The organism is Cryptosporangium aurantiacum (assembly GCF_900143005.1).
Classification (GTDB): Bacteria; Actinomycetota; Actinomycetes; order Mycobacteriales; family Cryptosporangiaceae; genus Cryptosporangium; species Cryptosporangium aurantiacum.
On the sequence record NZ_FRCS01000019.1, the window covers coordinates 116,529 to 139,790 of the forward strand.

Annotated in this window: 25 protein-coding genes and 1 pseudogene; 19 read left to right on the forward strand and 7 right to left on the reverse strand. The window is 71.6% G+C overall.

Annotated features, from left to right (window positions below; all coding sequences use genetic code 11):
- Nucleotides 1–40: 40 nt before the first annotated feature.
- Together BUB75_RS37840 and BUB75_RS37845 are read left to right on the forward strand one after the other, a co-directional pair.
- Nucleotides 41–589: a GNAT family N-acetyltransferase gene (locus BUB75_RS37840; protein WP_084742204.1), complete on the forward strand. Its 549-nt coding sequence runs from the start codon at nt 41–43 to the stop codon at nt 587–589.
- Nucleotides 590–672: 83 nt separating this feature from the next.
- Nucleotides 673–1,914: an endonuclease/exonuclease/phosphatase family protein gene (locus BUB75_RS37845; protein WP_073264559.1), complete on the forward strand. Its 1,242-nt coding sequence runs from the start codon at nt 673–675 to the stop codon at nt 1,912–1,914.
- Nucleotides 1,915–2,040: 126 nt separating this feature from the next.
- On the opposite strand, the gene BUB75_RS37850 is transcribed toward BUB75_RS37845, so the two are convergent.
- A complete protein-coding gene (locus BUB75_RS37850; RefSeq protein WP_073264489.1) occupies nt 2,041–2,814 on the reverse strand; it encodes an alpha/beta fold hydrolase in 774 nt (257 codons plus the stop codon).
- A complete protein-coding gene (locus BUB75_RS37855) occupies nt 2,811–3,599 on the reverse strand; it encodes a methyltransferase domain-containing protein (protein WP_073264491.1) in 789 nt (262 codons plus the stop codon). Before BUB75_RS37855 ends, BUB75_RS37850 begins: the two co-directional genes overlap by 4 nt.
- Nucleotides 3,600–3,717: 118 nt before the next feature.
- Between BUB75_RS37855 and BUB75_RS37860 the strand changes: the two genes are divergently transcribed.
- From BUB75_RS37860 to BUB75_RS37870, 3 genes are all read left to right on the forward strand, one after another.
- The gene (locus BUB75_RS37860) at nt 3,718–4,377 is read left to right on the forward strand and encodes a winged helix-turn-helix transcriptional regulator (protein WP_073264492.1); all 660 of its coding nucleotides are present in this window, start codon (nt 3,718–3,720) and stop codon (nt 4,375–4,377) included.
- Nucleotides 4,378–4,411: 34 nt separating this feature from the next.
- Complete coding sequence (locus BUB75_RS37865) at nt 4,412–4,840, forward strand: SgcJ/EcaC family oxidoreductase (protein ID WP_143175672.1); 429 nt, start codon at nt 4,412–4,414, stop codon at nt 4,838–4,840.
- Between the two features lie 89 nt (nt 4,841–4,929).
- The gene (locus BUB75_RS37870; protein ID WP_073264494.1) at nt 4,930–5,766 is read left to right on the forward strand and encodes a DUF2382 domain-containing protein; all 837 of its coding nucleotides are present in this window, start codon (nt 4,930–4,932) and stop codon (nt 5,764–5,766) included.
- A gap of 74 nt (nt 5,767–5,840) precedes the next feature.
- Here the strand turns inward: BUB75_RS37870 and BUB75_RS37875 are convergent, their stop codons facing one another.
- Together BUB75_RS37875 and BUB75_RS37880 are read right to left on the reverse strand one after the other, a co-directional pair.
- Nucleotides 5,841–6,380, reverse strand: coding sequence for a dihydrofolate reductase family protein (locus BUB75_RS37875; protein WP_073264495.1), 540 nt, complete (start codon nt 6,378–6,380; stop codon nt 5,841–5,843).
- Between the two features lie 60 nt (nt 6,381–6,440).
- Nucleotides 6,441–7,445: a sigma-70 family RNA polymerase sigma factor gene (locus BUB75_RS37880; protein ID WP_143175673.1), complete on the reverse strand. Its 1,005-nt coding sequence runs from the start codon at nt 7,443–7,445 to the stop codon at nt 6,441–6,443.
- 109 nt (nt 7,446–7,554) lie between these two features.
- Here BUB75_RS37880 and BUB75_RS37885 point away from each other — a divergent pair, with 109 nt between their 5' ends.
- Nucleotides 7,555–8,856 carry an alpha/beta hydrolase gene (locus tag BUB75_RS37885; RefSeq protein ID WP_073264497.1) on the forward strand — a complete coding sequence of 434 codons (1,302 nt, stop codon included), beginning with the start codon at nt 7,555–7,557 and terminating at the stop codon, nt 8,854–8,856.
- Between the two features lie 144 nt (nt 8,857–9,000).
- Here the strand turns inward: BUB75_RS37885 and BUB75_RS37890 are convergent, their stop codons facing one another.
- The gene (locus BUB75_RS37890; protein WP_143175674.1) at nt 9,001–9,207 is read right to left on the reverse strand and encodes a hypothetical protein; all 207 of its coding nucleotides are present in this window, start codon (nt 9,205–9,207) and stop codon (nt 9,001–9,003) included.
- 11 nt (nt 9,208–9,218) lie between these two features.
- Between BUB75_RS37890 and BUB75_RS37895 the strand changes: the two genes are divergently transcribed.
- Nucleotides 9,219–9,467 carry a hypothetical protein gene (locus BUB75_RS37895; RefSeq protein WP_073264502.1) on the forward strand — a complete coding sequence of 83 codons (249 nt, stop codon included), beginning with the start codon at nt 9,219–9,221 and terminating at the stop codon, nt 9,465–9,467.
- 24 nt (nt 9,468–9,491) lie between these two features.
- Here BUB75_RS37895 and BUB75_RS48310 read toward each other — a convergent pair whose 3' ends face one another.
- A complete protein-coding gene (locus BUB75_RS48310) occupies nt 9,492–11,468 on the reverse strand; it encodes a sugar phosphate isomerase/epimerase and 4-hydroxyphenylpyruvate domain-containing protein (RefSeq protein WP_073264504.1) in 1,977 nt (658 codons plus the stop codon).
- A complete protein-coding gene (locus tag BUB75_RS37905; RefSeq protein ID WP_218618011.1) occupies nt 11,458–12,360 on the reverse strand; it encodes a shikimate dehydrogenase in 903 nt (300 codons plus the stop codon). Before BUB75_RS37905 ends, BUB75_RS48310 begins: the two co-directional genes overlap by 11 nt.
- A gap of 100 nt (nt 12,361–12,460) precedes the next feature.
- Between BUB75_RS37905 and BUB75_RS37910 the strand changes: the two genes are divergently transcribed.
- The 12 genes and pseudogenes from BUB75_RS37910 to BUB75_RS37965 form a co-directional block, all read left to right on the forward strand.
- Nucleotides 12,461–13,126, forward strand: coding sequence for a TetR/AcrR family transcriptional regulator (locus tag BUB75_RS37910; protein ID WP_073264505.1), 666 nt, complete (start codon nt 12,461–12,463; stop codon nt 13,124–13,126).
- A 243-nt stretch (nt 13,127–13,369) separates the two neighbouring features.
- Nucleotides 13,370–14,716, forward strand: a complete 1,347-nt coding sequence (locus tag BUB75_RS37915) for an MFS transporter (protein ID WP_073264507.1) — start codon at nt 13,370–13,372, stop codon at nt 14,714–14,716.
- 179 nt (nt 14,717–14,895) lie between these two features.
- Nucleotides 14,896–15,621, forward strand: a complete 726-nt coding sequence (locus BUB75_RS37920) for a phosphatase PAP2 family protein (RefSeq protein ID WP_084742205.1) — start codon at nt 14,896–14,898, stop codon at nt 15,619–15,621.
- A 107-nt stretch (nt 15,622–15,728) separates the two neighbouring features.
- Nucleotides 15,729–16,196: a SigE family RNA polymerase sigma factor gene (locus BUB75_RS37925; protein WP_425430919.1), complete on the forward strand. Its 468-nt coding sequence runs from the start codon at nt 15,729–15,731 to the stop codon at nt 16,194–16,196.
- Nucleotides 16,193–17,275: a hypothetical protein gene (locus tag BUB75_RS37930; RefSeq protein WP_073264513.1), complete on the forward strand. Its 1,083-nt coding sequence runs from the start codon at nt 16,193–16,195 to the stop codon at nt 17,273–17,275. The genes BUB75_RS37925 and BUB75_RS37930 overlap by 4 nt, the downstream gene beginning before the upstream one ends.
- Nucleotides 17,276–17,374: 99 nt before the next feature.
- Nucleotides 17,375–18,520: an MFS transporter gene (locus BUB75_RS37935; protein WP_073264515.1), complete on the forward strand. Its 1,146-nt coding sequence runs from the start codon at nt 17,375–17,377 to the stop codon at nt 18,518–18,520.
- 10 nt (nt 18,521–18,530) lie between these two features.
- Complete coding sequence (locus BUB75_RS37940) at nt 18,531–19,784, forward strand: DUF4185 domain-containing protein (protein WP_143175675.1); 1,254 nt, start codon at nt 18,531–18,533, stop codon at nt 19,782–19,784.
- A 64-nt stretch (nt 19,785–19,848) separates the two neighbouring features.
- Nucleotides 19,849–20,826 (forward strand): zinc-dependent alcohol dehydrogenase, encoded by a 978-nt coding sequence (locus BUB75_RS37945; protein ID WP_073264519.1) that lies wholly within the window; start codon nt 19,849–19,851, stop codon nt 20,824–20,826.
- A gap of 3 nt (nt 20,827–20,829) precedes the next feature.
- On the forward strand, nt 20,830–21,210 hold the full coding sequence (locus BUB75_RS37950) for a 6-pyruvoyl trahydropterin synthase family protein (RefSeq protein ID WP_073264521.1): 381 nt from the start codon (nt 20,830–20,832) through the stop codon (nt 21,208–21,210).
- Between the two features lie 20 nt (nt 21,211–21,230).
- Nucleotides 21,231–22,298 (forward strand): glycosyltransferase family 4 protein, encoded by a 1,068-nt coding sequence (locus BUB75_RS37955; RefSeq protein WP_073264523.1) that lies wholly within the window; start codon nt 21,231–21,233, stop codon nt 22,296–22,298.
- Nucleotides 22,295–22,963, forward strand: a complete 669-nt coding sequence (locus tag BUB75_RS37960; protein ID WP_073264525.1) for an HAD family hydrolase — start codon at nt 22,295–22,297, stop codon at nt 22,961–22,963. Before BUB75_RS37955 ends, BUB75_RS37960 begins: the two co-directional genes overlap by 4 nt.
- A gap of 84 nt (nt 22,964–23,047) precedes the next feature.
- Nucleotides 23,048–23,262 (forward strand): annotated as a pseudogene (locus BUB75_RS37965) (CDP-alcohol phosphatidyltransferase family protein); the annotation flags it as partial.

The window sequence follows — 23,262 nt, forward strand, 5'->3', positions numbered from 1 at the left end:
GGTCCGAATCGGAGTAGAGGCACATCCGCGAGGAGACGCCATGACACGCATCGAGGAGCTCCACGGGTCACCCGCCGAGGCGGAGGCCCTCACCGGACCGCTCCTGCGGGAGTACCTGTTCTGGATCGGCGAACGGTTCGCCGCCGAGCACGGGGTGACGTTCGAGGACGAGGAAGCCGCCGTCGCGGCGCACCACCACGAGTTCGCCCAGGAGTTACCGCACTTGCTGGGCCCGCGCGGGCGCCTGCTCGTCGCACGGACGGACACCGGAGTCGTCGCCGGGGTCGGCGCGCTCAAACCCGTCGACGACTGGGTGGCCGAGATCAAGCGCATGTACGTGCGGCCGGAAGCGCGCGGCCAGGGCATCGGCCGGGCGATCCTGGAGCAGTTGCTGGCCGACGCCCGCACGATCGGCTATCGCACCGCGCGTCTGGAGACCGTGACGTTCATGCGCGAGGCCCAAGCCCTGTACCGGTCGCTGGGTTTCCAGGACCGCCCGATCTTCGACGGCAACGAGGCCGGCCTGTCCGGCCTGGAATCCTTCATGCTCTTCATGGAGCTGCCCCTGGACCGCGCCGCCTGCGTTTGACCCCACCGGGATGAACTGTCGGCAACGGGTGCACGGCTACCGTGGCCGGGAGCTGTCTCGTCCGGTAGGGAGGGTGGGTGAAGATGCGATTTCTGCTGATCGCCGTGGCCTGTGCGGCGCTGATCGGGGCGTCACCGGCGAACGCGGCGCCCGCTCAGAGCGCGGGCACCAACGAGGTTCGCTTCGCGACCTACAACCTGTCCCTCAACCGGCCCACCCAGGGCCTGCTCCGCGAGCACCTGGCCAACCCGGACGTCGATGACGTCTACCGGCGCCAGGCGCGCAACGTCGCGGAGGTCATCCAGCGCGCCCACCCGGACGTCGTGCTGATCAACGAGTTCGACTACGACCCCGAGGCTGCGCGGCTGTTCGCGGAGAACTTCCTCGCGGTGTCCCAGAACGGTGCCCCGGCGCAGCGCTACCCGTACCGGTTCGTCGCGCCGTCGAACACCGGCATCGCGTCCGGATTCGATCTGAACAACAACGGCGTCGTCGACACGACGCCGGGCGACCAGGCCTACGGCGACGACTCCTTCGGGTTCGGGCTGTTCCCCGGCCAGTACGGCATGGTCGTCTACTCGAAGTACCCGATCGACGCCCGGGCCGTGCGGACGTTCCAGCTCTTCAAGTGGAAGGACATGCCCGGCAACACGATGCCGACGGACTTCTACTCGGCCGAGGAGCAGGCAGCGCTCCGGCTGTCGTCGAAGAGCCACTGGGACGTGCCGATCCGGGTGGGCCGGAAGTCCGTGCACTTCCTCGTGTCGCACCCGACGCCGCCGACCTTCGACGGCCCGGAGGACCGCAACGGGCGGCGCAACCACGACGAGATCCGGTTCTGGGCCGACTACGTGAAGCCCGGCAAGGCATCGTACGTCTACGACGACAAGGGCAAGAAGGGCGGGCTGAAGCCGGGGCAGAACTTCGTGATCGCCGGTGACCAGAACGCCGACCCGAACGACGGCGACTCCTTCCAGAAGGCGATCCTGCAGCTGACCGGGCATCCGCTGGTCAACGCGCGCACCGCGCCGGCCAGCCCGGGGGCCGCGGAGGCGAGCACGCTCCAGGGTGGCGCGAACGCGAACCACACCGGCGACCCGCGCTACGACACGGCCGACTTCTCCGACACCGCGCCGGGCAACCTCCGCGCCGACTACGTCCTGCCGCGGGTCGGCAACCGGATCGTCCGGTCCGGTGTCTTCTGGCCGGTCCGGTCCGACCCGCTGTTCCGGCTCACCGGCGTCTTCGACCCGGCGTGGTCGGCGGTCAACGGCTTCCCGACCTCCGACCACCGGCTCGTCTGGGCCGACCTGCGCCTGGCCTGACCCCGATCCGGCGGCCCGGAACTCCGGGCCGCCGGCGTCGGGCCCCCCGCTGCCGCACCAGGCGCCCGGCGCCACCCAGCCCGCGCGCCGGGCATCCGGCGGCGCCCTGCCGCCACCGCGCGCGTGTCAGGCGCGGGCGAGGAAATCCGCGAGAGCCGTCGCCATGGCGGCCGGGTTCTGGACGTGCAGCAGGTGCGTCGCGTCGGGGAGCACGAACGGCTCGGCCCGCGGCAGCCAGGCCAGGAGCAGCTCGTGGCGCTCCCCGAACACCGGTGACACGTCGTGGCTGCGCGCACCGAGCACCACCAGCGTCGGCTGAGCGATCCGCGACGCCTCGTCCGGCCCGAACACCCAGTCCCGGACGGCGGGCAGCTCCTGCCCGAAGAACGTGTCCGCGGCGGCCACCGCGTCGTCGAACGCGCCCGGTACGACCCGGTCGAGCACCTCGCGGTACCCCGGCCCGGCGACGCCGCGCAGCCAGACGTCGGCGGCCGCGGCCTTCTCGCCCGCCCGGTAGCGCTGGATCGCCTCGCCCGCAAACGGGCCGGTGGGCACCGCGAGCAGGGCGGTCTCCAGTAGCGCGAGCGAACGGACGGCGTCCGGGTGGTCCAGCGTGAGCTGCAGCGCGATGTTCGCGCCCGAGGAGTGCCCGACGACGTCCGCCCGCTCGATGCCCAGCGACAGCATCAACGACCGGCAGTGTTCGGCCTGGTCACCGACGCTAACCGGGCCGTCGAGGCGGTCGCTGCCGCCGTAGCCGGCGCGGTGGTAGCTCACCAGCCGGTGCGAGCCGACCAGCTCCGGCCGGTCCAGCAGACACCGGAACGTGTTCTCGCACAGGCCACCGTGGACGAAGACCACCGGCGCCCCGGAACCTCGAACCTCGTGCTCGAGCCTCATGACCGCCCGCCGACGATCAGGTGCACCTCGATCGGCGCGGTGACGCTGCCGTCCGGGCCGACGAACGGGGCGAGCGCGGCCCGGCACTCCGCGACGATCCGGTCGCGCACCGCCGCGTCGACCCGGTCGGCGATCGGCAGCAACTCGGCGGCGAGGAACGTGTCGAGCGAACCGACCCTGGTGGCACCGATCCACGAGTCGAACCGGTCGATCCGCAGCCCGGCCGCCCGGAACAACTCGGTCAGCAGTTCCGGCGCGCCCACCGCGAAGTACGCGCCGAGCAGATCGACGACGCTCGTCTCGGCGTGCCGCGCGACGACGTCGGCCAACGCGGAGTAACCGGGGCTGGCGGAGAGCCGCCCCGGCACCTGCACCACGACGCGGCCGTCCGGACCCGCGACCCGCGCCATCTCGCGCAGCGCCACCGTCCGATCGCCGAAGAACATCAGCCCGGCCTGGGACAGCACGACGTCGAACGCGCCGTCGTCGAACGGCAGCGCGCAGGCGTCGCCGAGCCGCCAGTCCAGGTCCGGCCGCAGCCGCCGGGCGACGTCGAGCATCGCGTCGTTCAGGTCGACGCCGACCACCGAGCCGGACGGGCCGACCCGGCCGGCGGCGAAGCGCGCGACCACACCGGTGCCGCACGCCACGTCGAGAACGGACTGCCCGGACGTGATCGCGGCGGCGTCCACCAGCCGCTGGGCCCAGGCCGCGAACAGCGCCGGGACGAACGTGGACTCGTAGAACTCGGCCGCCTCGGCGGACAGCGCGTAGGTCTCGGACATCGCTTCTCCTCTCGTCCGGGGCAGGCCTTGACGAAGCCCAGAGAAGCACTGGCGCCACCGGCGCGATAGTTCGATTTCCGGACTTCACTTCCGGTGCCGGGCGGCGGACGCTGAGGGAATGCGTGGCTACGGACAGTACTGTCCCATCGCGCTCGCGGCCGAGGTCTTCGCGGAACGATGGACGCCGATCATCATCCGGAACCTGTACCTGGGCTGCGCCCGGTACACCGAGATCCTGGACGGCGCGCCCGGGCTCCCCCGCAGCGTGCTGTCCCAGCGCCTGCGTTCGCTCGAGCGCACCGGCGTCGTCGACTGCACCCGGACCGGCCGCTCCACGACGTACGCGCTCAGCCCGAGCGGTCACGAACTCGCGCAGGTCTGCCTCGCGCTCGGTGCCTGGGGTGCCCGCTGGCGGGAAGCGCGGCCCGAGGACCAGGATCCGTACCTGGCTCTGTGGATGCTGTCCCGGCTGATCGCTCCGGACACCCTCCCGCGGCCCCGGGTCGTCGTCCGGTTCCACCTCCCCGGGTGCCGTCTGCCGAACGTCTTCTGGCTCGTGCTGTCCGGCACCGGCAACGAGGTCTGTGCGTCCGATCCCGGGTTCGCCGAGGACGGCCAGGTCACCACCGACACCGCCACGCTGGTCCGGTGGTACGCGGGCGAACTGGCGCTCGGGATGGCGCAGCGTAGCGGCCGGATGTCGGTCACCGCGGCACCGTGGCTCGTGAAGCAACTCGCCGGCTGGGGACGGCTGAACCCGTACGTCGATGCGCCTTGACCTCAACGGAGGTTCAACTTTTAGCGTGAGCGGCATGAGCGAAGCAGACATCGACGCGATCCGGCAGATCATCGCCACCGTCGAACACGCGCAGAACAACGAGCTCCCGGACGAGTTCCTCGCCCTGTTCCGGGACGATGCGATCTGGACCACGGGCGGCGGCAAGCGGCTCTTCGGCATCGACGCGATCGGCGCGTTCACGCGTCAGGCGCTGCCCGGCGGGATGAAGGACTCGTCGGTGACGTTCGAGCTGGAGCACGTGCTGTTCATCCGTCCCGACGTCGCCGCCGTCAAGGTGCGGCAGATCTACACGACGCCCGACGGCCCGGACGTCGGCACACCGCTGTGGGTCCTGGCGAAGGAGGACGGGCGGTGGCTCCTGACCGCCTGCCAGAACACCGGGGCACCCGCCGACGAGATCGCGTCGACGACGGGCACCCGACCGATCTTTAACCCGGCATAAACGAACATTAGTATGTTTCGTCGCCAAACGGGCGGCTACTCGACCCTTCCGACAGGGCAAGGAGCGTTGTCGAGGAAGGAGCACTGCTGGTGTTGACCAAGGAGCAGCTTCCACGGGTGATGAACGCGACCGCCTGCGACCCTGCCGGGGACAAGATCGGGACCATCGCCCAGGTTTACCTGGACGAGGAGACCAATCAGCCGGAATTCGCGACGATCCGTACCGGTCTGTTCGGCACCAAGGAGTCGTTCGTGCCGTTGGCCGATGCGGAGATCCAGGGCGACCGTGTTCTGGTCTCGGTCGACAAAGAGCAGGTCAGAGCCGCACCCACGATGGAACCGGATGGTCCGCGAGGAGGCTTGACCGACGAACAGATCGACGAACTGTACCGGCACTACCACCTCTCGTCTCCGCACGGCGACATCGCCGCCGCGGAGAAGCCCACGCCGTACGGCGCGCCGATGTCCCACGGAACCAGCGGGGCATCGACGGCCGGCCGGACGGAACCCCGCTCGAAGCCGACACCGCCGGGGATGACTCGGAAGCCCGGAGCCGACGACGCGATGACCCGCTCCGAGGAGCGGATGCGAGTGGGCACCAGGGCGGAGGAGACCGGCCGCGTCCGCCTGCGCAAGTACGTCGTGACCGAACACGTCCAGCAGACCGTTCCGGTCTCGCACGAGGAGGTCCGGCTCGAACGCGAGCCGATCACCGCTGCCAACCGGGACGCCGCGCTCTCCGGACCGGAGATCACCGAGGCCGAACACGAGGTCGTACTCCACGCCGAGCGGCCGGTCGTCCGCACCGAAACGGTGCCGGTCGAGCGGGTCCGGTTGGCCAAGGAGACGGTGACCGGCACCGAGACCGTGCGCGGTGAGGTCCGCAAGGAGCAGGTCGAGCTCGACGACCCCGGGGACGCTCGCTGAGCGCAGCGTCCCGACCAGGGGCAACGGCCCCCGAGCGCTCGTCAGCGGCTCGGGGGCCGATCGCCGGAACCCGGCTACCTCCGGACGGAGTACCAGAGGCTGGTCGCGTTCGGCGTCTCGTGGACGCGCGGCGGATCCAGGCGGATCTTGGTGCCGCCGAGGTGACTGAACAGCCGGACGCCGTCGCCGAGCAGGATCGGCGCGACGAACACGAGCACCTCGTCCACCTCGCCCAGCTCCAGGCACTGGCGAGCGACGTCCGCGCCGATGATGCAGACGTACCCGTCACCGGCGGCCGCCTTCGACAGGTCGATCCCGGTACGCAGGTCACCGACGAACGTGACGTCCGGAACCGGCTCGTCCGGCGGGGTGTGGGTGAGCACGAACTGCGGGCCCTGCCACGCGCCGCCGAACGGACCCTCCTGGTCCGTCCCCGCGTTCGGGTCGTCGCCCCGGAACGTGCGGGCACCGATCAGGCACGACCCGACGTTCGCCACGAGTTCGTCGGCGACCGGGTCCGGACCGAGGAACTCCGTCAGCCAGGACACGTCGTCCTTCGGGCCTGCGATGAACCCGTCGAGTGACATCGTCGCGCCGTACAGCAGCTTTCCCATGGGTGGAACCTCTCGATCAGGAGATCGGACCCCGGTTGAGACGCCTGCGCGCCGGAAAACTCATCGGTCGACCTCGGATGGCAGCCCGAAGATCGGGAACAGCGCCAGGTCGTGGAACGCCGTGATCTCGGTGATGTGCTCGCCCTCGACACGGATGACCCCGATCGCGAACGCCCGGTAGACGCTCTCCCCCGGCTGCCTGGTGTAGGACGCGACGGCCGGCTGACGGTTCGCGCCGACCAGCCGTACCGCGAACTCGCCCACGTAGTCGTCGGGCACCGCCGGGTCCCAGCTCGACTGCAGTGCGCGCCGCACGTTCTCCCTGCCCTGGAACCACATCGGCCACGGCGGCATCGTGGTTCGCACGTCCTCGGCGAGGAGTTCGACCACCGCGTCCAGATCGGCGCGGCGGACGGCGTCCAGATAGCGGTTGAGCAGTTGTTGTTCGACGGCGGTCGGGACCGCGGTGGCGCGCCAGTCCGACCGGCGTTCCGGTAGGTGGTCCCGCAGCGTGCTGCGGGCGCGCTGCAGCGCGCTGTTCACTGCGGGGACGCTCAACGCGAGCGCAGTCGCGGTGTCGGACGCGGGCCAGCCGTGAACGTCGCGGAGGATCAGCGCGGCGCGCTGCCGCGGCGGAAGGAACTGGAGCGCGGCGAGGAACGCCAGCTCGATCGTCTCGCGCTCGACGACGACCGCGTCGGGCCCGGCGTCGGCGGGCGCGACCAGCTCGTGGTCGGGGAACGGTTCCAGCCAGGAGACGTCGGTGCGCGGCGGCAACCCGACCGAGGGGTCCGACGGCCCGGCGAGGTGATGCGGCAGGACGCGGCGGGGGTGGCCGTCGAGCCAGTCGAGGCAGGCGTTGGTGGCGATCCGGTACAGCCAGGCGCGCAGCGAGGAGCGGCCCTCAAAACTGGCGAATCCCTTCCAGGCGCGCAGGAACGTCTCTTGGACGAGGTCCTCGGCGTCGGTGTAGGAGCCGAGCATGCGGTAGCAGTGCACGCGTAGCTCGTGGCGGTGGCGTTCGATCGCATCGGTGAAAGCGGCCTCGTCGGGGGGCGACGTCACGGGGTCAGTGTGCCAGCTATTGGGCACGTGCCCTGTCTTGCCGGGAACGGGTCATCGGCCCCGGAGTGCGGTGGCACGCTTCGAGACACCTGCCCAGGGGAGGTCGACGATGATCCGGCGGATTCTGGCAGTACTGCTCCTGGCCGTGGCGCTGGGTGCGGTGGCGAGCCCCGCACGAGCGCAGACCCACTACACCGGTGTGCTGCCGAGCGGTGCGACCTGGGTCGCGGACGTCCCGGAGGACTGGAACGGGACGATGATCCTGTACAGCCACGGGTTCGGCCCGCTGGTCGCGCAGAACGCACCGAACGCCGAGACGCGGACCGCGCTGCTCGCCGAGGGGTACGGGCTGGTCGGTTCGTCGTACTCGGGTCCGTCGCTGTGGGCGCTGGAGAGCGCCGTCTCCGACCAGTTCGGAGCGCTGGCGGCGATCTCGTCCCTGGTCGGCGAGCCCCGGCGGACGATTGCCTGGGGGACGTCGATGGGTGGGCTGGTCAGCGCGCTGGAGGCCGAGCGCGGCGGCGGGCGGATCGACGGCAGCCTCACCACGTGCGGGCTGGTCGCCGGCGCGTTGAACCTGAACAACTACCAGCTGGACGGCGAGTGGGCGCTGTCCCGGCTGCTCGGGGTGCCGGTGCCGCTGGTCGACTACCCGTCCCAAGCTGCTGCGGTGTCTGCCGCTTCGGCGTTGAGTGCGGCGGTGACGGCGGCGCAGGCCACCCCGGCCGGACGGGCTCGGGTCGCGCTGGCCGGTGCGCTGATCAACACGCCGGGCTGGTTCACGGGTGCTGCGCCGCCCACTGATTTTGAGGGGCAGCAGGCGGAGCAGGCCGCTGAACTGAGCCGGTTCGTGCTCGGGTTCGTGATGCCGGGCCGGGTGCAGATCGAGCTGGCCGCAGGCGGGAACAGCTCGTACAACGTCGGCGTCGACTACGCGGCGCTGCTGCGGGGCAGCGTGCGGGCGCCGCAGGTGCGCGCGCTCTACCGCTCGGCCGGGCTGGATCTCGCCGCGGACCTGGCCACGTTGACGCGGGATGCGGACGTGACGGCTTCCCCCCGTGCGGTGGCGACGCTGCAACGGACGTCGGTGCCGACGGGGGCTCTGCGCGTGCCGGAGCTGACGATTCACACGGTCGCCGACCAGCTCATCCCGGTGGAGCACGAGAACTGGTACCGGGGCACGGTGACCCGCGCGGGCAAGTCGGCGCTGCTGCGGCAGGGGTTCATCCAGGCGACCGGCCACTGCGCGTTCCGGACCGCGGAGACGATCGGGGCGCTGCACGTGCTGGAGCGGCGCATCGTCACGGGGAAGTGGGGGCCGGTGAACGCTTCGACACTGAACACCGCAGCCGGGGGCACGGGCCGCTACGTCGACTTCACCCCGCCGCCCCTGACGGGAGCCCGCCGCTGACGCTCGGCCCCGCGCCGCTGACGCTCCGGCCGCGCGTTGACGCGGAAGCGGGCTCTAAGCCGGCCTTACGAGCCGGATTCGCGTCACCGCGCGGGCGTGCCCGGGAGCCCGGAAGTGCCGGCGGGGCGCGAGCCCCGCCGGGGCTCAGCCGAGGTCGTACGTCCGCGTGGACTTCGCGCCGTCGGCGCCGTTCCACACTTCAAGCACGACCTTCTCGATCGAACCGGGGTTGGTGGTCGGCACGCTGACCTGGACCGTCTGGTTCAGCGTGCAGGACTTCGCCGTGGGCGACGTCCGGACGACCGTGTTCCGGCTGGTCTTGTAGACCACCCGCGCCCCGCGCGCAGGCACCGTCGGTCTTGGTGTCCTTGGCCGTCACGAACCCGGTCAAGACGTACGGCGACGAGTCGCTCTGGGAGATCTTCAGGTACCCGGTCGCGCCGGACTTGGCGAGCGACCCCACCGCGACGACGCGAGCGGCCTGGGCCGGCGATGCGAGGGCGAGCGAGCCGCCGATCGTCAGGGCGCTGACCGCCACCGCGGTGAGCAGGCGAGCGTTACGCATGGTGCTCCATTCCGTCTACTCCGGACAACAACCTGGGAGACGGTAGAACCCCGACGCAAGCCGCCAGCTATCACAGGGTGGTACGGACCAGGCGATTGCGGCGGTGGGCCGCCATCCGCACCGGTGCGTCCGCCCAGCCGTAGCCGTCGTACCCGTCGACGCGCTGGACCAGCAGCAGGAATAGCCGACCGCCGAGCAGTTCGGTTCCGACCTGCAGGTAGACCCCGCCGTCCGGATGGTCGACGGTGTGCAGCACGCCGAGATCGCGGTACGCGGCCAGCCGTTCCGGCGGTAGTTCGAGCCGGGCACCGAGGTCGTCGTAGTAGTTGTCCGGGATCGCGAGCAGCGGCGCACCCGCGTCCCGGGCCGCCCTGGCCGCGGCCAGCACGTCGTCGGTGGCGAACGCGACGTACTGCGGATCGGCCACCGCGGGCGCCCAGTCGCCGCGCCGCAGCCGTGCCACGGTGAGCGCGACCCGGACCGTGCGGGCCTCGTCGGTGAGCGCCCGGCCCCGGACCAGGCCGAACGGCGCGGCGAATTCCCCCGCGCTGACCGGGGTCAGGCCCAGCACCGAGCGGTAGAACAGCGCCGCCTCGTCGAAGTGGTCGAACGGCTCGGACAAGCCGACGTGGTCGATCCCGGTGATGCCGATGCCCGCGCGCGGGGCTTCCCTGGTCGGGACGAAGTCGGTGCTCCAGCCGCCGGGGCCGCCGGCGCCGGTGCGGCAGAAGAACAGCGGCGTGCCGTCCGGGGCCGCGACGGCCGCGAGGTCGGCCTCGGCCGGGCCTCGCTCCCGGGGCAGCAGCGGCGCTAGCAGGCGCTGTGCCCGTCGGGCGGCGGCCGGTGGATCGGCGGACTCGACCGCGAGCGCGCCGAGCGCAGCTCCGTCGTTGCCGCGGGCGTTGACCAGGACGCGGGCGCGGCCCTGTTCCCAGCGCTCGACCGGCTTGGTGCGGTGGCGCCCGGTGCGGACGAAACCGAGCGCCGAGAGAGCCGCGCCGACCTGACCGGCCGCGTGCGGTTCCGCGGTGATCTCGACGAACGCGTGCCCGGCCAGCGGCGGCGCGGGCGCGTTGACCGGGTCGATCGCGACGGTTGCCGGCGCGGCCCGGCGCCCGGCGCCGACAGCTCCGGCTACCGCGGCGCCGTCCGCCGGGGCTTCGGCCGCAGCGGCGCCGTCCGCCGGGGCTTCGGCCACGGCGCCGGCCGTGGCGGCCTCCGCCCGGGCGGTGGCTTCGGCTAGTGCGAGCAGGCTGCGCCGGGCGTCCACCGCTGTGGGGACCGGGTCGGCCTGCCGGAACACGTCGTTGAACACCTCGAGCGAGAGCGGACCGGCGTAGCCGGCCGCCAGCACCGGCCGCAGGAACGCCGGCAGGTCGAACGCGCCCTGGCCGGGGAACAGCCGATGGTGCCTGCTCCACTGCAGGACGTCCATCGAGAGGTGCGGTGCGTCCGCGAGCTGCAGGAAGAAGAGCTTCTCCCCGGGGATGTCCGCGATCGGCGCCGGGTCGGACCCGCGCGACAGGATGTGGAAGCTGTCCAGGCACAGTCCGAGCGCCGGGTGGTCGGCGCGCGCGACGACGTCCCAGGAGTGCTCGTACGTGTTGACGTGCGCGCCCCAGGCCAACGCCTCGTACGCGATCCGGACGCCACGCCGCGCGGCACCGTCGGCCAGCGTCGCGAGTTGCTCGGCGAGCCGGTCGTCGTCGGTCACCGCGTCCGGGGACACCGACGAGCAGACCAGCACGGTGTCGGCGCCGAGCTCGGCCATCACGTCGAACTTGCGCTCGGCGCGGCGCAGGTTCGCGGCGAAGCGGTCCGGGTCGGTCGAGTCGAGGTCGCGGAACGGCTGGTACAGGTCGATCGACAAGCCCAGGTCCGCGCAACGGACCCGGACGTCACCCGGGCTGAGCGGCGCGGCGACCAGGTCCGGTTCGAAGATTTCGACGCCGTCGAAGCCCGCGTCGGCGGCGGCGGTGAGCTTGTCCTCCAGCGTGCCGGAGAGACAGACCGTGGCTAGCGCGGTTCGGAGCCCGTCACGGCGCATCGGTGGCCTCCTCGTTCTCGGCGCGGATCAGCTCGTGCAGGTGGCGAACCATCCGGTCGGCGTCCGGCTCGATGCCGGTGAACAGGCGCATCGCGGCGACGGCCTGGTGGACGGCCATCGCGCCACCGTCCAGCGTCGCGCACCCGGCGTCCCGTGCGACGCGCAGCAGCTCGGTCTCCAGCGGCCGGTAGACGATCTCCGCGACCCACAGCTCCGGACGGAGCAGGTCGGCGGGCAGTGGCAGGCCGGGGTGTTCGGCCATTCCGGTCGGTGTGGCGTGCACCAGCCCGTCGGCGCGCGCGAGCAACTCGGGCAGCGCGTCGATGCCCGCGGCGACGGTGCGGTCCGGGCCGAAGCGTTCCGCGAGTTCGCGGGCGCGGGCGATGTCCTGATCGACGACGTGCACCGTTTGCACGTCGAGCGAGAGCAGCGCGTAGGCGCAGGCTGCGCCTGCGCCGCCCGCACCGAGCAGCACCACCCGGTCGCGGCGGACGTCCGGCAGCCCGCTGACGAGCCCGTTCCGGAATCCCGACCAGTCGGTGTTGTGCCCGGTCGTGCGCCCGTCCTGCCCGAAGACGACGGTGTTCACCGCGCCGATCTCGGACGCCGCCCTGGACAGCTCGTCCAGGTGCGGGATCACCAGCTGCTTGCAGGGATGGGTGATGTTCAGTCCGCGGTATCCGGCGAGCCTGGCCTCGTCGACCAGGTCGCCGACGGCCTCCGGAGCCCGGTGCAGTTCGTCGAGGTCGAACCGCCGGTAGGTGTAGTCGAGCCCGAGGTGCGCGGCCTCCCGCTCGTGCAGTGCCGGGGACAGCGACGGACCGATTCCGGAGCCGATCAGTCCGACGACGACCTGATCGACTCCGCGAGAGGTGATGGATGGGAGGGACACGCGCTCTCCTCCGGATTAATGTACTGGTTAGTTAGTTGTAGCTCACCGCCGCCGCGATGGGAAGGGGGTGCCCGTGACGCGACGCTCTAGGCTGGGTCCCGTGACCGCTGCCCCCTCCGAAGACGTGACGCCGGAACGGCAACGCGACGCCGAGCGGACGCGCGCCGAGATCCTCGACGCCGCCACCGAAGAGTTCGCCAGCCGCGGATACGCCGGCGGCCGGGTGGACGAGATCGCCGCGAAGACCCGCACGACGAAGCGGATGATCTACTACTATTTCGGGTCCAAGCAGGGTCTCTACGTCGCGGTGCTGGAGCGGGCGTACGGCGGGATCCGCCGCCTCGAGCAGGCGCTCGACGTCGACCATCTCGACCCCGCGAGGGCGATGCGCGCGCTGGCCGAGCTGACGTTCGACCACCACCAGTCGCACCCGGCGTTCATCCGGTTGGTGAGCATCGAGAACGTCCACCACGCGGAGCACCTGCGGACGTCGCCGATCCTGCCGACGCTCGCGGCACCCGCGGTCGATGTGCTCGGCGGGATCCTGGCGCGTGGACGGGCGGCCGGTTTGTTCCGGGACGACGTCGACGCGCTGGACGTCCACATGATCATCAGCGCGTTTTGTGTGTTCCGGACCGCGAACCGGTACACGTTCGAGGCGATCTTCGGCCGCGACATGCTGGATGAGCAGCGCAGCGCCCATCACCGGCAGATGCTCGGCGACCTCGTGCTGGAGTACCTCACCGCCCACGTAGGCCGCGGCTAACCGGTCGCGAGGCGCCGCAGCGCGCCGTCCGGCGCACGCCCTCCCGCGTCTGCCGTGCCCGCAGAGCCACCACATGCGACGACGCGGCGGGTGTCTGAATCGTTTCGGCTCGTGCTCCCCCTTGACAGCGCCGCGAAAGCTAACTCACTGTGTGGTACGTAACTGCCCGGTACATTAACTACCCTCCGGGCTGACGCTCCGCCCCGCTGTGTCGCACCGTCGCACCACTCCAGGGAGCCCCCCGTGTCTCAGCCCTCCCCGCTCGCCCCCGTGGCCCAGCCACGCAAAGCGGCGCTCGCCGCCTGGATCGGCAGCGCGCTCGAGTACTACGACTTCTTCATCTACGGCACGGCCGCCGCGCTGGTCTTCAACAAGGTGTTCTTCCCGGACTCCGACCCGGCAACCGGCACGCTGCTCGCGCTCGCGACGTTCGGCGTCGGCTACGCCGCCCGGCCGATCGGCGCGTTCATCCTCGGCCACATCGGTGACAAGTTCGGCCGCAAACGCGTGCTGGTGTTCACGCTGATGCTGATGGGCGTCTCGACGTTCCTCGTCGGCTGCCTGCCGACGTACGACCAGGTCGGCGTCCTCGCGCCGACGCTGCTGGTGCTGCTGCGCCTCGCGCAGGGCTTCTCCGCCGCCGGCGAGCAGGCCAGCGCGAACTCGATGACGCTCGAACACGCCCCGGAAGACCGCCGCGGCTTCTTCACCAGCTTCACGCTCAACGGCACGCAGATGGGCCAGATCCTCGCCACCGCGGCGTTCCTGCCGGTGGCCGCGCTGCCGGAGTCCGCGCTGCTCAGCTGGGGTTGGCGCATCCCGTTCCTGCTCAGCGTCGTGGTGATGGCGGTCGGGTACCTGATCCGGCGGCGGATGGAGGAGACCCCGGTCTTCGCCCAGGAGGTGGCCAACGACCAGGTCGCGAAGATGCCGCTCGCGGTCCTGTTCCGGGACCACTGGGTGTCGGTGATCCGGGTGATCCTGATCGCGATGGTCGCGTCGGTGAGCACGATCTTCGGCGTGTACGCGCTGTCGTTCGGCACCGACACTGCTGGGCTGGAGCGCTCGACGCTGCTCTGGGTCGGCGTGCTGGCGAACGTCGTCGCGCTGGGTGCGATCCCGCTCTGGGCGAGGCTGTCCGACCGGATCGGCCGGAAGCCGGTGATGATCGGCGGCACGCTCGGGTCGGCGGCGCTGATGTTCGCGTACCTGTCCGCGGTCGGGCACGGCAACTACGTGCTGATCTTCGCGGTCGGCATCCTGCTGTCGGGCGTCGTCTACAGCGCGCCGAACTCGACCTGGCCGGCGTTCTACGGCGAGATGTTCACGACCAGGGTGCGGCTGTCCGGCATGGCGATCGGCACCCAGATCGGGTTCGCGATCGGCGGGTTCGCGCCGACGATCGGCGCGGCCATCGCCGGTGACGGGCGGGACGGCTGGCTTCCGGTCGCGATCATGCTCGCGGTGCTGTGCCTCATCTCGGCGGCCGCGGCGGCCACCGCGCGTGAGACCGCCCACGTCCCGACCGAGGACCTCGGCCGCAAGCCCGAGCCCTCCCCCGACCCCACCCACGTCTCCGCGACCGCGTAAGCCCCGCGCAGCCGCGTAAGCCGCGCAGCCACATTCGGTTCCGGAGCCCGCTCGGGGTGGGGCTGGCGTCCGTCGCAGGGAGGGCCGCGACGGACGTCAGCCCCGCCCTGAGCGGGCCGCGCGGGTGTAGTGCGTCGATTCTGCGGGGATATCGCCCTCTCCGGACCGGGAGGGCGTAGGTGGCGATTCTTACCGCAGCGGCGGTGTCAACGGTGTCGACGGCGGTGGCGGCGCCGCTGCGGGTCTGGATCCGGGTCGTCGTCACCGAACTCGCGCTGATCGCACTCGGCGCGGGCGCCTACCTCGCGGTATCCGCCGGTGCTGCCGACCGCGCGGACGCCGCCACCGCCAACGCCGCAGCGCTGGTGCGGATCGAAGCCGCGCTCGGGCTCGACGTCGAGCGCTCGCTCGCCGCGTGGTGGGCTGCGGACGCTACCCGGGCGGCGCTCGCGAACGCGTACTACGTGGCCGCGCACTTCGCGGTCCCGGTCGTGATCTTCGGGCTGCTGGCGCTGTGCCGCCCGGACGCGTATCGCCGTTACCGCACCGCATTCGTGGCCGCGAGCCTGCTGGGTGTCGCGGTGTCCTGGATCTGGCCGACCGCTCCCCCGCGACTCGTCGGCGGGTTCGCCGACGCCCCGGTGATCTCCGGCGCGGAGAACCCGTACGCCGCGTTCCCCAGCATGCATGTCGGATGGGCGGTCTGGGCCGCGCTCGCCGTCACCGCGCTCACCGCCCGCTGGTGGCTGCGGACGCTCGCCTGGTTGCACGCGATCGTCACAAGTATGGACGTCCTGGTCACCGGCCACCACTGGGCCCTCGACGTCGTCGGCGGCGTGCTCGCCGCGCTCGCCGGCGTCGCAGTCGCCCGCGGGTGGGAACGGTTCGCGGGCAACCGAACCTGACCCCGCTGCCCTCTCCCCGGTGGAAGCTCTTTCCGACCGACGAAGGGCAACGGGTGACCGACCAACCGGACCAGGCGTACCGCGAATACGTCGCGGATCGCCTGCCGATGCTGCGGCGGCTCGCACATTTGCTGTGCCACGACTGGCACCGCGCCGACGACCTGGTGCAGGCGACGCTCGTCCGGCTCTACCTGCACTGGGCGCGGGTGGCCGCCGCGACCGACCGGGACGCGTACGTCCGCAGGGTGCTCGTGCGCGTCTTCCTGAGCGAGCGCCGGACGGGCTGGGCCCGGCGCGTCGTGCTGGTCGACGTGGCGCCGGACTCCCCGACGACGACCGACGCCGACCCGGCCGCAGCGGTTGCCGTGCGCACCGCGCTCGCCGGTCTCCCGCCGCGCCAGCGCGCCGTGCTCGTACTGCGCTTCTACGCCGACCTGTCGGTCGACCAGACCGCCGAAGCACTGCGCTGCTCCTCCGGAACCGTGAAGAGCCAGACCGCCAAAGCGCTGGCGTCGTTGCGTCGCGCCCTTCCCGACGACGAGCCCGCCACGATCCGCCGAGGAGCCGGACGATGAACGAACTCGACACCCGCACGCTGCTCTCCCGGCTGGCGAGCGAGCCCGCGCCTCCGACGACCGTGAACGTCGACCGCGCGATCGTCACCGCGCAGCAGCACCGGAAGCGCGGCCGCTGGCTCCTGGCCGCCGCCGCGGCCGCCGTCGTACTCGTCGTGACGCTCGGGCTGGTGACCGCCTTCCGTCCGGATCCGCCCCGCCCCGTGCCGGTCGTCAGCGCCCCGACCAGCTTCGATCCCCTGCGACCTCGGCTCGAGGTGGGTTGGCTCCCGGACGGCGTCGCCGAGGGACTGCGGAACACGCTGGCCACCGCGGAGTCCGTGGACGCCGAATCCGCCGACCAGAAGACCAGCGTCAGCGTGTACGTCGTCCCCCGCAACGGCGAGTACTCCGACGTTCTTGACGAACGGGTCGGCGAGCCGACGACCGGCCCCGACATCAACGGGAAGCCGAGCCAGTGGTGGACGATCGCCGAGCGTGAGGACGAGCCGGGGGGCAAACCGAAAGACAGGAAACCGATCGCGGGCGGGATCCTCCTGCGCTGGGAGTGGGCGCCGGGCGCGTCAGCGCAGGTGCGGGTCGTGACGACGACCGCTGATCCGCTGGACACAGCGGCCGAGGTCGCCCGTTCGGTCCGCCTCGACCGCCCGAAGCCGTTCGTGGCGCCGCTGCGGCTGGACCCGCCCCAGCAGCTGCGGGCCGCACGCACGTACAGGACCGCGCAGCCGGCTCGCGGAGAGATGCCCGCGCAGCGGGTCACCGGCATCGAGTTCGGTACGTCGTTCGCCGCCGACCGACCGTCGATACTCGTGACGCTCGGCCAGCGGGACCCGCGGTACGTCCAGCCGCCCAACACCACCGTCGGGCCGCATCAGGCTCACGAGCAGCTGATCGACTCCACCACGCTGCTGATGCTGCCGCTGGGCACGGGTCAGGAACTCATGGTGCAATGCTCCGCCGCCGACGAGAGTCCCGAGGCGAAGAGCGCGAACCGTGCCGAGTGCCGACGGGTGGCCGCGAGCGCCGAACCGGTCGGCACGCTGGACGACCCGTCGACCTGGGAGCCGCCCCTACGGTGAGGTGTGCCACAGAGCACACCGCCGACGCCCTCTCCGCGGTTAGGAAGTTAGTCCCGGGGTCTACCTCGGAGACCGGATTCCAACGGCGGAGGGGGCTGCATGGCAACGCTGCGCGATCGTCCCACCGCACGATTGATCACCCCCGAGTTCGCCGCCCTGCTCGCCGCGGCACTCGGCGCGTTCCTGTCGCTGGGCATGACGCTCCCGGTGCTGCCGTACTTCGTCCGATCGCTCGGCGGCGGTGACCTGGCGATCGGCGTCGTCGTGGGCGCGATGGCGGTGGCCGCGGTCGTGGTCCGGCCGTTCACCGCACCGGCGATCCAGAACTGGGGCTTCCAGCGGCTGATCCTCCTCGGGGGTGTCGCCGGTGCGCTGGCCACCGCCGGGAACGCGTTCGCGAACAGCTTCGCTGCCCTGCTGGCGCTCCGCCTGGTCAGCGGTGCCGCGCTGGCGATCCTGTTCGTCGCGTGCACGGCCCGGGTAATGGCGACGACGCCCGCCGACCAGCGGTCCGCAGCGGTCAGCTACTTCTCGGTGGCGCCATATCTCGGGCTGGGGCTCGGCCCGGTCGTCGGCCAGCCCTGTTACGACGCGTTCGGCTTCACCACCACGTTCCTGCTGGCGGGCGCCCTGCAGCTGATCGGAACCGTGCCGATCCTGCTGATCGCCAACCACCGGTCGCCGGGCGAGGGGGCGCCCCGGTTCCACTCCGCGGCGATCTGGCCGGGGACGGTGCTCGCGCTCGGCATCATCGGCGTCGTCGCGTTCAACGCGTTCATCCCGCTCTACGTGGACGAACTGCACGGCAGCAGCCCGGCGTGGATGTTCCTCGTGTACTCGGTCGTGGTGGTCGCGGCCCGGATCTTCGCCGGTGGGTTACCGGACCGGCTCGGACCGATCCGCGCCGGGACGTTCGCGACCGTCGGCATCGTCATCGGGCTGGTCGTGATCGCGGCCGCCCCGTCGACGCTCTGGATCTACGTCGGCATCCTGCCGCTGGGCGCCGGCATCGCGTTCCAGTACCCCGGTCTGCTGGCGCTGACCGTCAGCCGGGTCCGGGAGTCCGAACAGCCGGCCGCGGTCTCGACGTTCACGATGTTCTTCGACGTCGCGACCGGCGTCGGTGGGCTGGTCGTGGGCCAGGCCGCGGCGATCGGCGGTTATCGCACCGCGTTCGCGGCGGCGGCGTGCTGCTCGCTGATCGGTCTGGTGCTGCTGCGCACGGTGGTCGCCCGCGCCCGGTAGCGTCGGATTCGTGGCGGCTCTCCGACGACGCGCGCCGGAGCGTCCGCTTCGGGTGGACGACGGACCCGACCGGGGGACGCTGATCGCCGCGCTGGTCGTCGTCGCGCTGGGCGCGGTCGCGATCCTCGTCGGCTCCTCGCTCGGACGCGACGAGCACGGCACCGACGGGAGCTTCCGCGACGCGCTCCCTGCGATTCCGGCGTTCCGGGCCACCGAACTGGGCCCGGTCCGGGAGCACGGGCGGGTCGCGGCCCGCGACAACGGCCAGAGCGCCCGCTACGGCGACCGGTCGGTCTGGGTGTTCGGCGACACCGTCCTTCGCTCCCCCGAGGGTTTCCTCTCCAACAGCGGAGCGTCCACCACCGACCTGCGGGCCTCCGACGGTGTCACGCTGACCGGCACCGACGTCTTCGGCAGCGACGCCGAGTCGCCGGCGGCGCTGATCACCCACACCCCGGCGGAGACCGCCTGGGAGCGGCAGCACGACCCGTCGACCGGGTGCTCGCCGGCCACCGACGTCTACTGCGGCGCGAAGTTCGCGTACTGGCCCGGCCCGGTGATCGCCGACCCGCGCCGGGCCCGCGTCCTGGTGTTCTACGTCAAGCTCTGCCGCAGCGGCGGTGCGGATACGCCGTGCTCGGGCCCCTACGGCCGGGCGCTCGGCACCGGCATCGCCGAGTTGGACATGCGCACGCACCGGGTGTCGCGGCTCACCGCGGCGCACGTCAAGCCGGTGCGCAGCATCGAGGGCGAGGACCCGACGATGTTCTTTCCGCCCGCCGACAGTTACAACGCGGCGGCGATGGTCGTCGGGCAGGAGGCGTACGTCTACGGCGACTGCACGGACCGCTGTCATCTGGCCCGTGCCCCGCTCGACCGGATCACCGACCGGTCGCGCTGGACGTTCTACACCGGACGCGACTCCTCGGGCGCGGCGCGCTGGTCGCCGGACGCGGGGAAGGCCGCGGACACCGTGCTGGCCGGTGCCGCGGGGAACACGGTGCTCTGGGTCCCCGCGCTGCGCAGCTGGCTCAACGTCTACCTGCCGTACGGCGACAACACGCTCCGGGCCCAGATCGGCGGCTCGCCGTACGGACCGTGGTCGAAGGAAATCCGATTACTGACGACGCGCGGCAAGGGCATCAACTACGCCGGTTTCGGGCACCCCGAGTTCGCAGAGCGCGACGGGCTGGTCCAGTACCTCACCTACTTCCAAGCCGACACCGGTGCCCAACGGCTGGTAAAAGTCACGTTCGCGGACTGAACCGGCACCACCACCTGGACCGTTGCACACTGTGCTGAGTAACCGCCACCTGTTCCGGAGACTGATGAGCGCCCACGCCGTCTGGTTCACCGCACCCCGACACGTCGAGGTCCGGCCGATTCCCGCGCCGAACCCGCACCCCGGTGACCTCGTGATTCGCACGCTCTACTCGGGCATCAGCGCGGGGACCGAGCTGCTCGCCTACCGCGGCGAGCTCAACCCCGCCACCGAACGGGACGAGACGCTGACCGCGCTCGCCGACGGCGGCTTCGAGTACCCGTTCCAGTACGGCTACAGCTGCGTCGGCGTCGTCGAGCAGGGCCCGGACGCGCTCCGCGGCGCGACCGTGTTCGCGTTCCACCCCCACCAGGACCGGTTCGTCGCGTCCGAGGGCGACGTCGTCGTGCTGCCCGAGACCACGGATCCGCGGGTCGCGACGCTGTTCCCGCTGGTCGAGACCGCCCTACAGCTCAGCCTCGACGCCGGTCCGGTGCTCGAGGACACGGTCGTGGTCACCGGTCTCGGCGCGATCGGGCTTTTGACGTCGCTGCTGCTCACCCGGGCCGGCGCGCGTGTCGTCGCGACCGAGCCGGAACCGTGGCGCCGGGAGCGCGCCGCCGAGGTGGGGATCCGTGCGGTGGCGCCCGGCGAAGCGCCGACGAACGTCCCGCTGCTGGTCGAGACGTCCGGGGCACCGGCGGCGCTCGCCGACGGCCTCGCGCTGCTGGCTCACGAGGGCACCGCGCTGGTCGGCTCCTGGTACGGGACAAAACCGGTGCCGCTGCCGCTCGGTGAGCACTTCCACCGGCGCCGGTTGACGATCCGCAGCAGTCAGGTCTCGACGATTCCGTTCGCGGCGCAGGGCCGCTGGACGAACGCCCGTCGACGCACCACCGCCCGGGACCTGCTCGGCACCCTGCCGCTCACATCGCTGGCCACCTCGGAGTACGCCCTGCGCGACGCCGCGGACGCCTACGCCGCCCTCGACCGCCGCGAGCCTGGAGTACTGCACGCGGCGCTGCGCTACGACGAAAGGAACTGATCCATGTACGAAGCAGGCACCGCACGCGAGGTCCGCGCCTTCCACGTCATGCCGGACATGCCGCCGCCGGAGGGCGAGCGGCACTCCCACGACTACCGCTTGGCGCTGGTGGTCTCCCGCGAGGAGCTCGACGAGAAGGGCATGGTCGTCGACCTCGACGTCCTGGTCGGAGCGCTGGAAGACCTCACCGAGCGGCTCCGGGACGCCGATCTGGACGAGATCGTCGGCAAGGAGATCGGCGCCGACGCGGTCACCGTCGAGGCGTTCGCGAACTGGGTGCACGGAAAGATCGGGGCGGCGATCGACTCGCCCGGCTCCGCGCTCTCGGTGCGCATCTACGAGAACGCCACCGAGTTCGGCGGCTACACGGGCGTGCTCGCCTGAGCACGCTCAGCGTCAGCCCCATGAAGGTCGCGTTGCTCACGCTCGGCGACCCGGCGACGATGACCGGTGGGTACCTCTACCACCGGCGCGTCGCCGACCGCGCCGCCGCGAACGACGCGCGACTCGACTTCGTCTCGGTGCCGACCTGGCCGTGGCCACTGCCGGTCGCGGCCGGGCCGCGGCTCCTGCGTCGGCTCGCCCAACTCCATCCGGACGCCGTCCTGCTGGACAGTATTGCCGCGGCGTACGTCGGACCGTGGTTACCGAAGAAGGGGTTGCCGCCGATCATCGGCATGCTGCACCAGCCGCCCGGCGGCATCGACCACGAGGGACTACGCCGGTACACCCAACAAATCCTCGATCGACGCGCGTACCGCTTCGCGTCCAAATTGCTCATCGCCAGCGACGACCTGGCGGACACGCTCCGCGCGGCGGGTTTGCCCGCGGACCTGCTCACGGTCGTGGCGCCCGGCCGCGACCCGGCCGACAACCCGGTGGCCCCTGAGGGCGACCTGCGGCAGGGCCGGAAGGCGGCGGTGCTCTCGGTCGGCAACTGGGTGGAGCGGAAGGGCCTGCTCGACCTGCTCGAGGCGGTCGCCGCGCTGCCGCCGGACGCGGTGACGCTACACCTGGTCGGCGACCCGGACGTCGATCCGGACTATGGCGCGCGGGTACGCGTCCGCATGAAAGAACCGGACCTGCACGGGCGGGTCGTGGCGCACGGTCTCAAGACCCCCGCCGAGGTCGTGGGTTTTTACCGCGCAGCGGACGTGTTCGCGCTGGCCAGCGTCCGTGAGCCGTACGGGACCGTCTACGGCGAGGCGATGTCGGCCGGCTTGCCTGTCGTCGGCTGGGATGCGGGGAACCTCCCGCACCTGGCCCGGCACGGTGTGGAGGGGTTGGCCGTCCCGCCGGGCGACGTCCGCGAGCTCACCACCGCACTCCGGAGCCTCGCGTACGACGAACCGCGGCGCCGTCAGATGGCCGCTGCCGCGAAGATCCGATCGGAATCCTTTCCGAACTGGGACGACACCGCCCGCGTGCTATTCACTGAGATACGGGCCGTTGTGGAGGAGACGCGGACGTGAGCGAGTTCGACGCAGTTCTGTTCGATGCCGGTGACACCCTGATTCGCCTGGCAGGCAGCGGGGAGACGCTGCTGCACCGGGCCGCCGCCACGCTGGGTGCCGATCCGCTCGACCCGGGCGAGGTGGCCGACGTCTGGAAGCGCGTGCTCGACCGCAGCAGCACCGCGGAGGAGATGGCCAAGGGCAGGGACCTCTCCACCGACCGCCACCATGCGGTGTGGACCGCGCTCTACACCGCGGCCGGGTGCGAACAGCTCGCGCCGGGCCTGAGCGAGGAGCTGTACGCGCTGACCGTGGCCGCCGAATCGTGGGAAGCGTTCCCGGACACCGTGCCGACGCTCCGCACGCTCCGCGAACGCGGCATCCGGATCGGGATCGTCAGCGACACCGGCTTCGACCTGCGACCGGCGCTGGAACGGCTCGGCGTGATGGCCTATGTCGACGCGGTCGTGATGTCGTTCCAGCACGGCATGTGCAAACCCGCGATCCCGGTGTTCCTGGCCGCCAGCGAGCAGCTCGACGTCGATCCGGCGCGGACGCTGTTCGTCGGCGACAACCCGCTCACCGACTCCGGCGCGATCGCCGTCGGAATGCACGTGTTCCTGCTCCCCCGCCCGGCTCCGTCCGGACCGCGGGGGCTCGGGCACGTTCTGTCGCTTGTCTGACTGAAAAGGCTGAACCTTCCGGCCGTTCCCCCCGTGTTTTCCGGGCGCGACACAGGGTCGCGCCCGACCGGAACGGGTGGATCAGTGACGGTAGACGTTCGAGTCAGCACGGCGAGCCCGCTCTGCGGTCCGGCCGCCGGTGTGCTGCTGCAGGTCACCGTGCTCGGTGGTCTCGCCGCGGGCGTCGGGCTGGGCAGCACCGGGTGGCTGGCCGGCTCGACGTTCGCCCTCTGCACCTGGGCACTGCTCACCGGAGCACTACTCCGATCCGGCGCCACGACACTCGGCCCCGCCAACGC

Bases quoted from the DNA above. Each gene is read 5' to 3' on its own strand.
- BUB75_RS37840 (WP_084742204.1), top strand. From the start codon at position 41: ATGACACGCATCGAGGAGCTCCACGGGTCACCCGCCGAGGCGGAGGCC.
- BUB75_RS37845 (WP_073264559.1), top strand. From the start codon at position 673: ATGCGATTTCTGCTGATCGCCGTGGCCTGTGCGGCGCTGATCGGGGCG.
- BUB75_RS37850 (WP_073264489.1), bottom strand. From the start codon at position 2,814: ATGAGGCTCGAGCACGAGGTTCGAGGTTCCGGGGCGCCGGTGGTCTTC.
- BUB75_RS37855 (WP_073264491.1), bottom strand. From the start codon at position 3,599: ATGTCCGAGACCTACGCGCTGTCCGCCGAGGCGGCCGAGTTCTACGAG.
- BUB75_RS37860 (WP_073264492.1), top strand. From the start codon at position 3,718: ATGCGTGGCTACGGACAGTACTGTCCCATCGCGCTCGCGGCCGAGGTC.
- BUB75_RS37865 (WP_143175672.1), top strand. From the start codon at position 4,412: ATGAGCGAAGCAGACATCGACGCGATCCGGCAGATCATCGCCACCGTC.
- BUB75_RS37875 (WP_073264495.1), bottom strand. From the start codon at position 6,380: ATGGGAAAGCTGCTGTACGGCGCGACGATGTCACTCGACGGGTTCATC.
- BUB75_RS37885 (WP_073264497.1), top strand. From the start codon at position 7,555: ATGATCCGGCGGATTCTGGCAGTACTGCTCCTGGCCGTGGCGCTGGGT.
- BUB75_RS48310 (WP_073264504.1), bottom strand. From the start codon at position 11,468: ATGCGCCGTGACGGGCTCCGAACCGCGCTAGCCACGGTCTGTCTCTCC.
- BUB75_RS37925 (WP_425430919.1), top strand. From the start codon at position 15,729: ATGCTGCGGCGGCTCGCACATTTGCTGTGCCACGACTGGCACCGCGCC.
- BUB75_RS37930 (WP_073264513.1), top strand. From the start codon at position 16,193: ATGAACGAACTCGACACCCGCACGCTGCTCTCCCGGCTGGCGAGCGAG.
- BUB75_RS37935 (WP_073264515.1), top strand. From the start codon at position 17,375: ATGGCAACGCTGCGCGATCGTCCCACCGCACGATTGATCACCCCCGAG.
- BUB75_RS37945 (WP_073264519.1), top strand. From the start codon at position 19,849: ATGAGCGCCCACGCCGTCTGGTTCACCGCACCCCGACACGTCGAGGTC.
- BUB75_RS37950 (WP_073264521.1), top strand. From the start codon at position 20,830: ATGTACGAAGCAGGCACCGCACGCGAGGTCCGCGCCTTCCACGTCATG.
- BUB75_RS37955 (WP_073264523.1), top strand. From the start codon at position 21,231: ATGAAGGTCGCGTTGCTCACGCTCGGCGACCCGGCGACGATGACCGGT.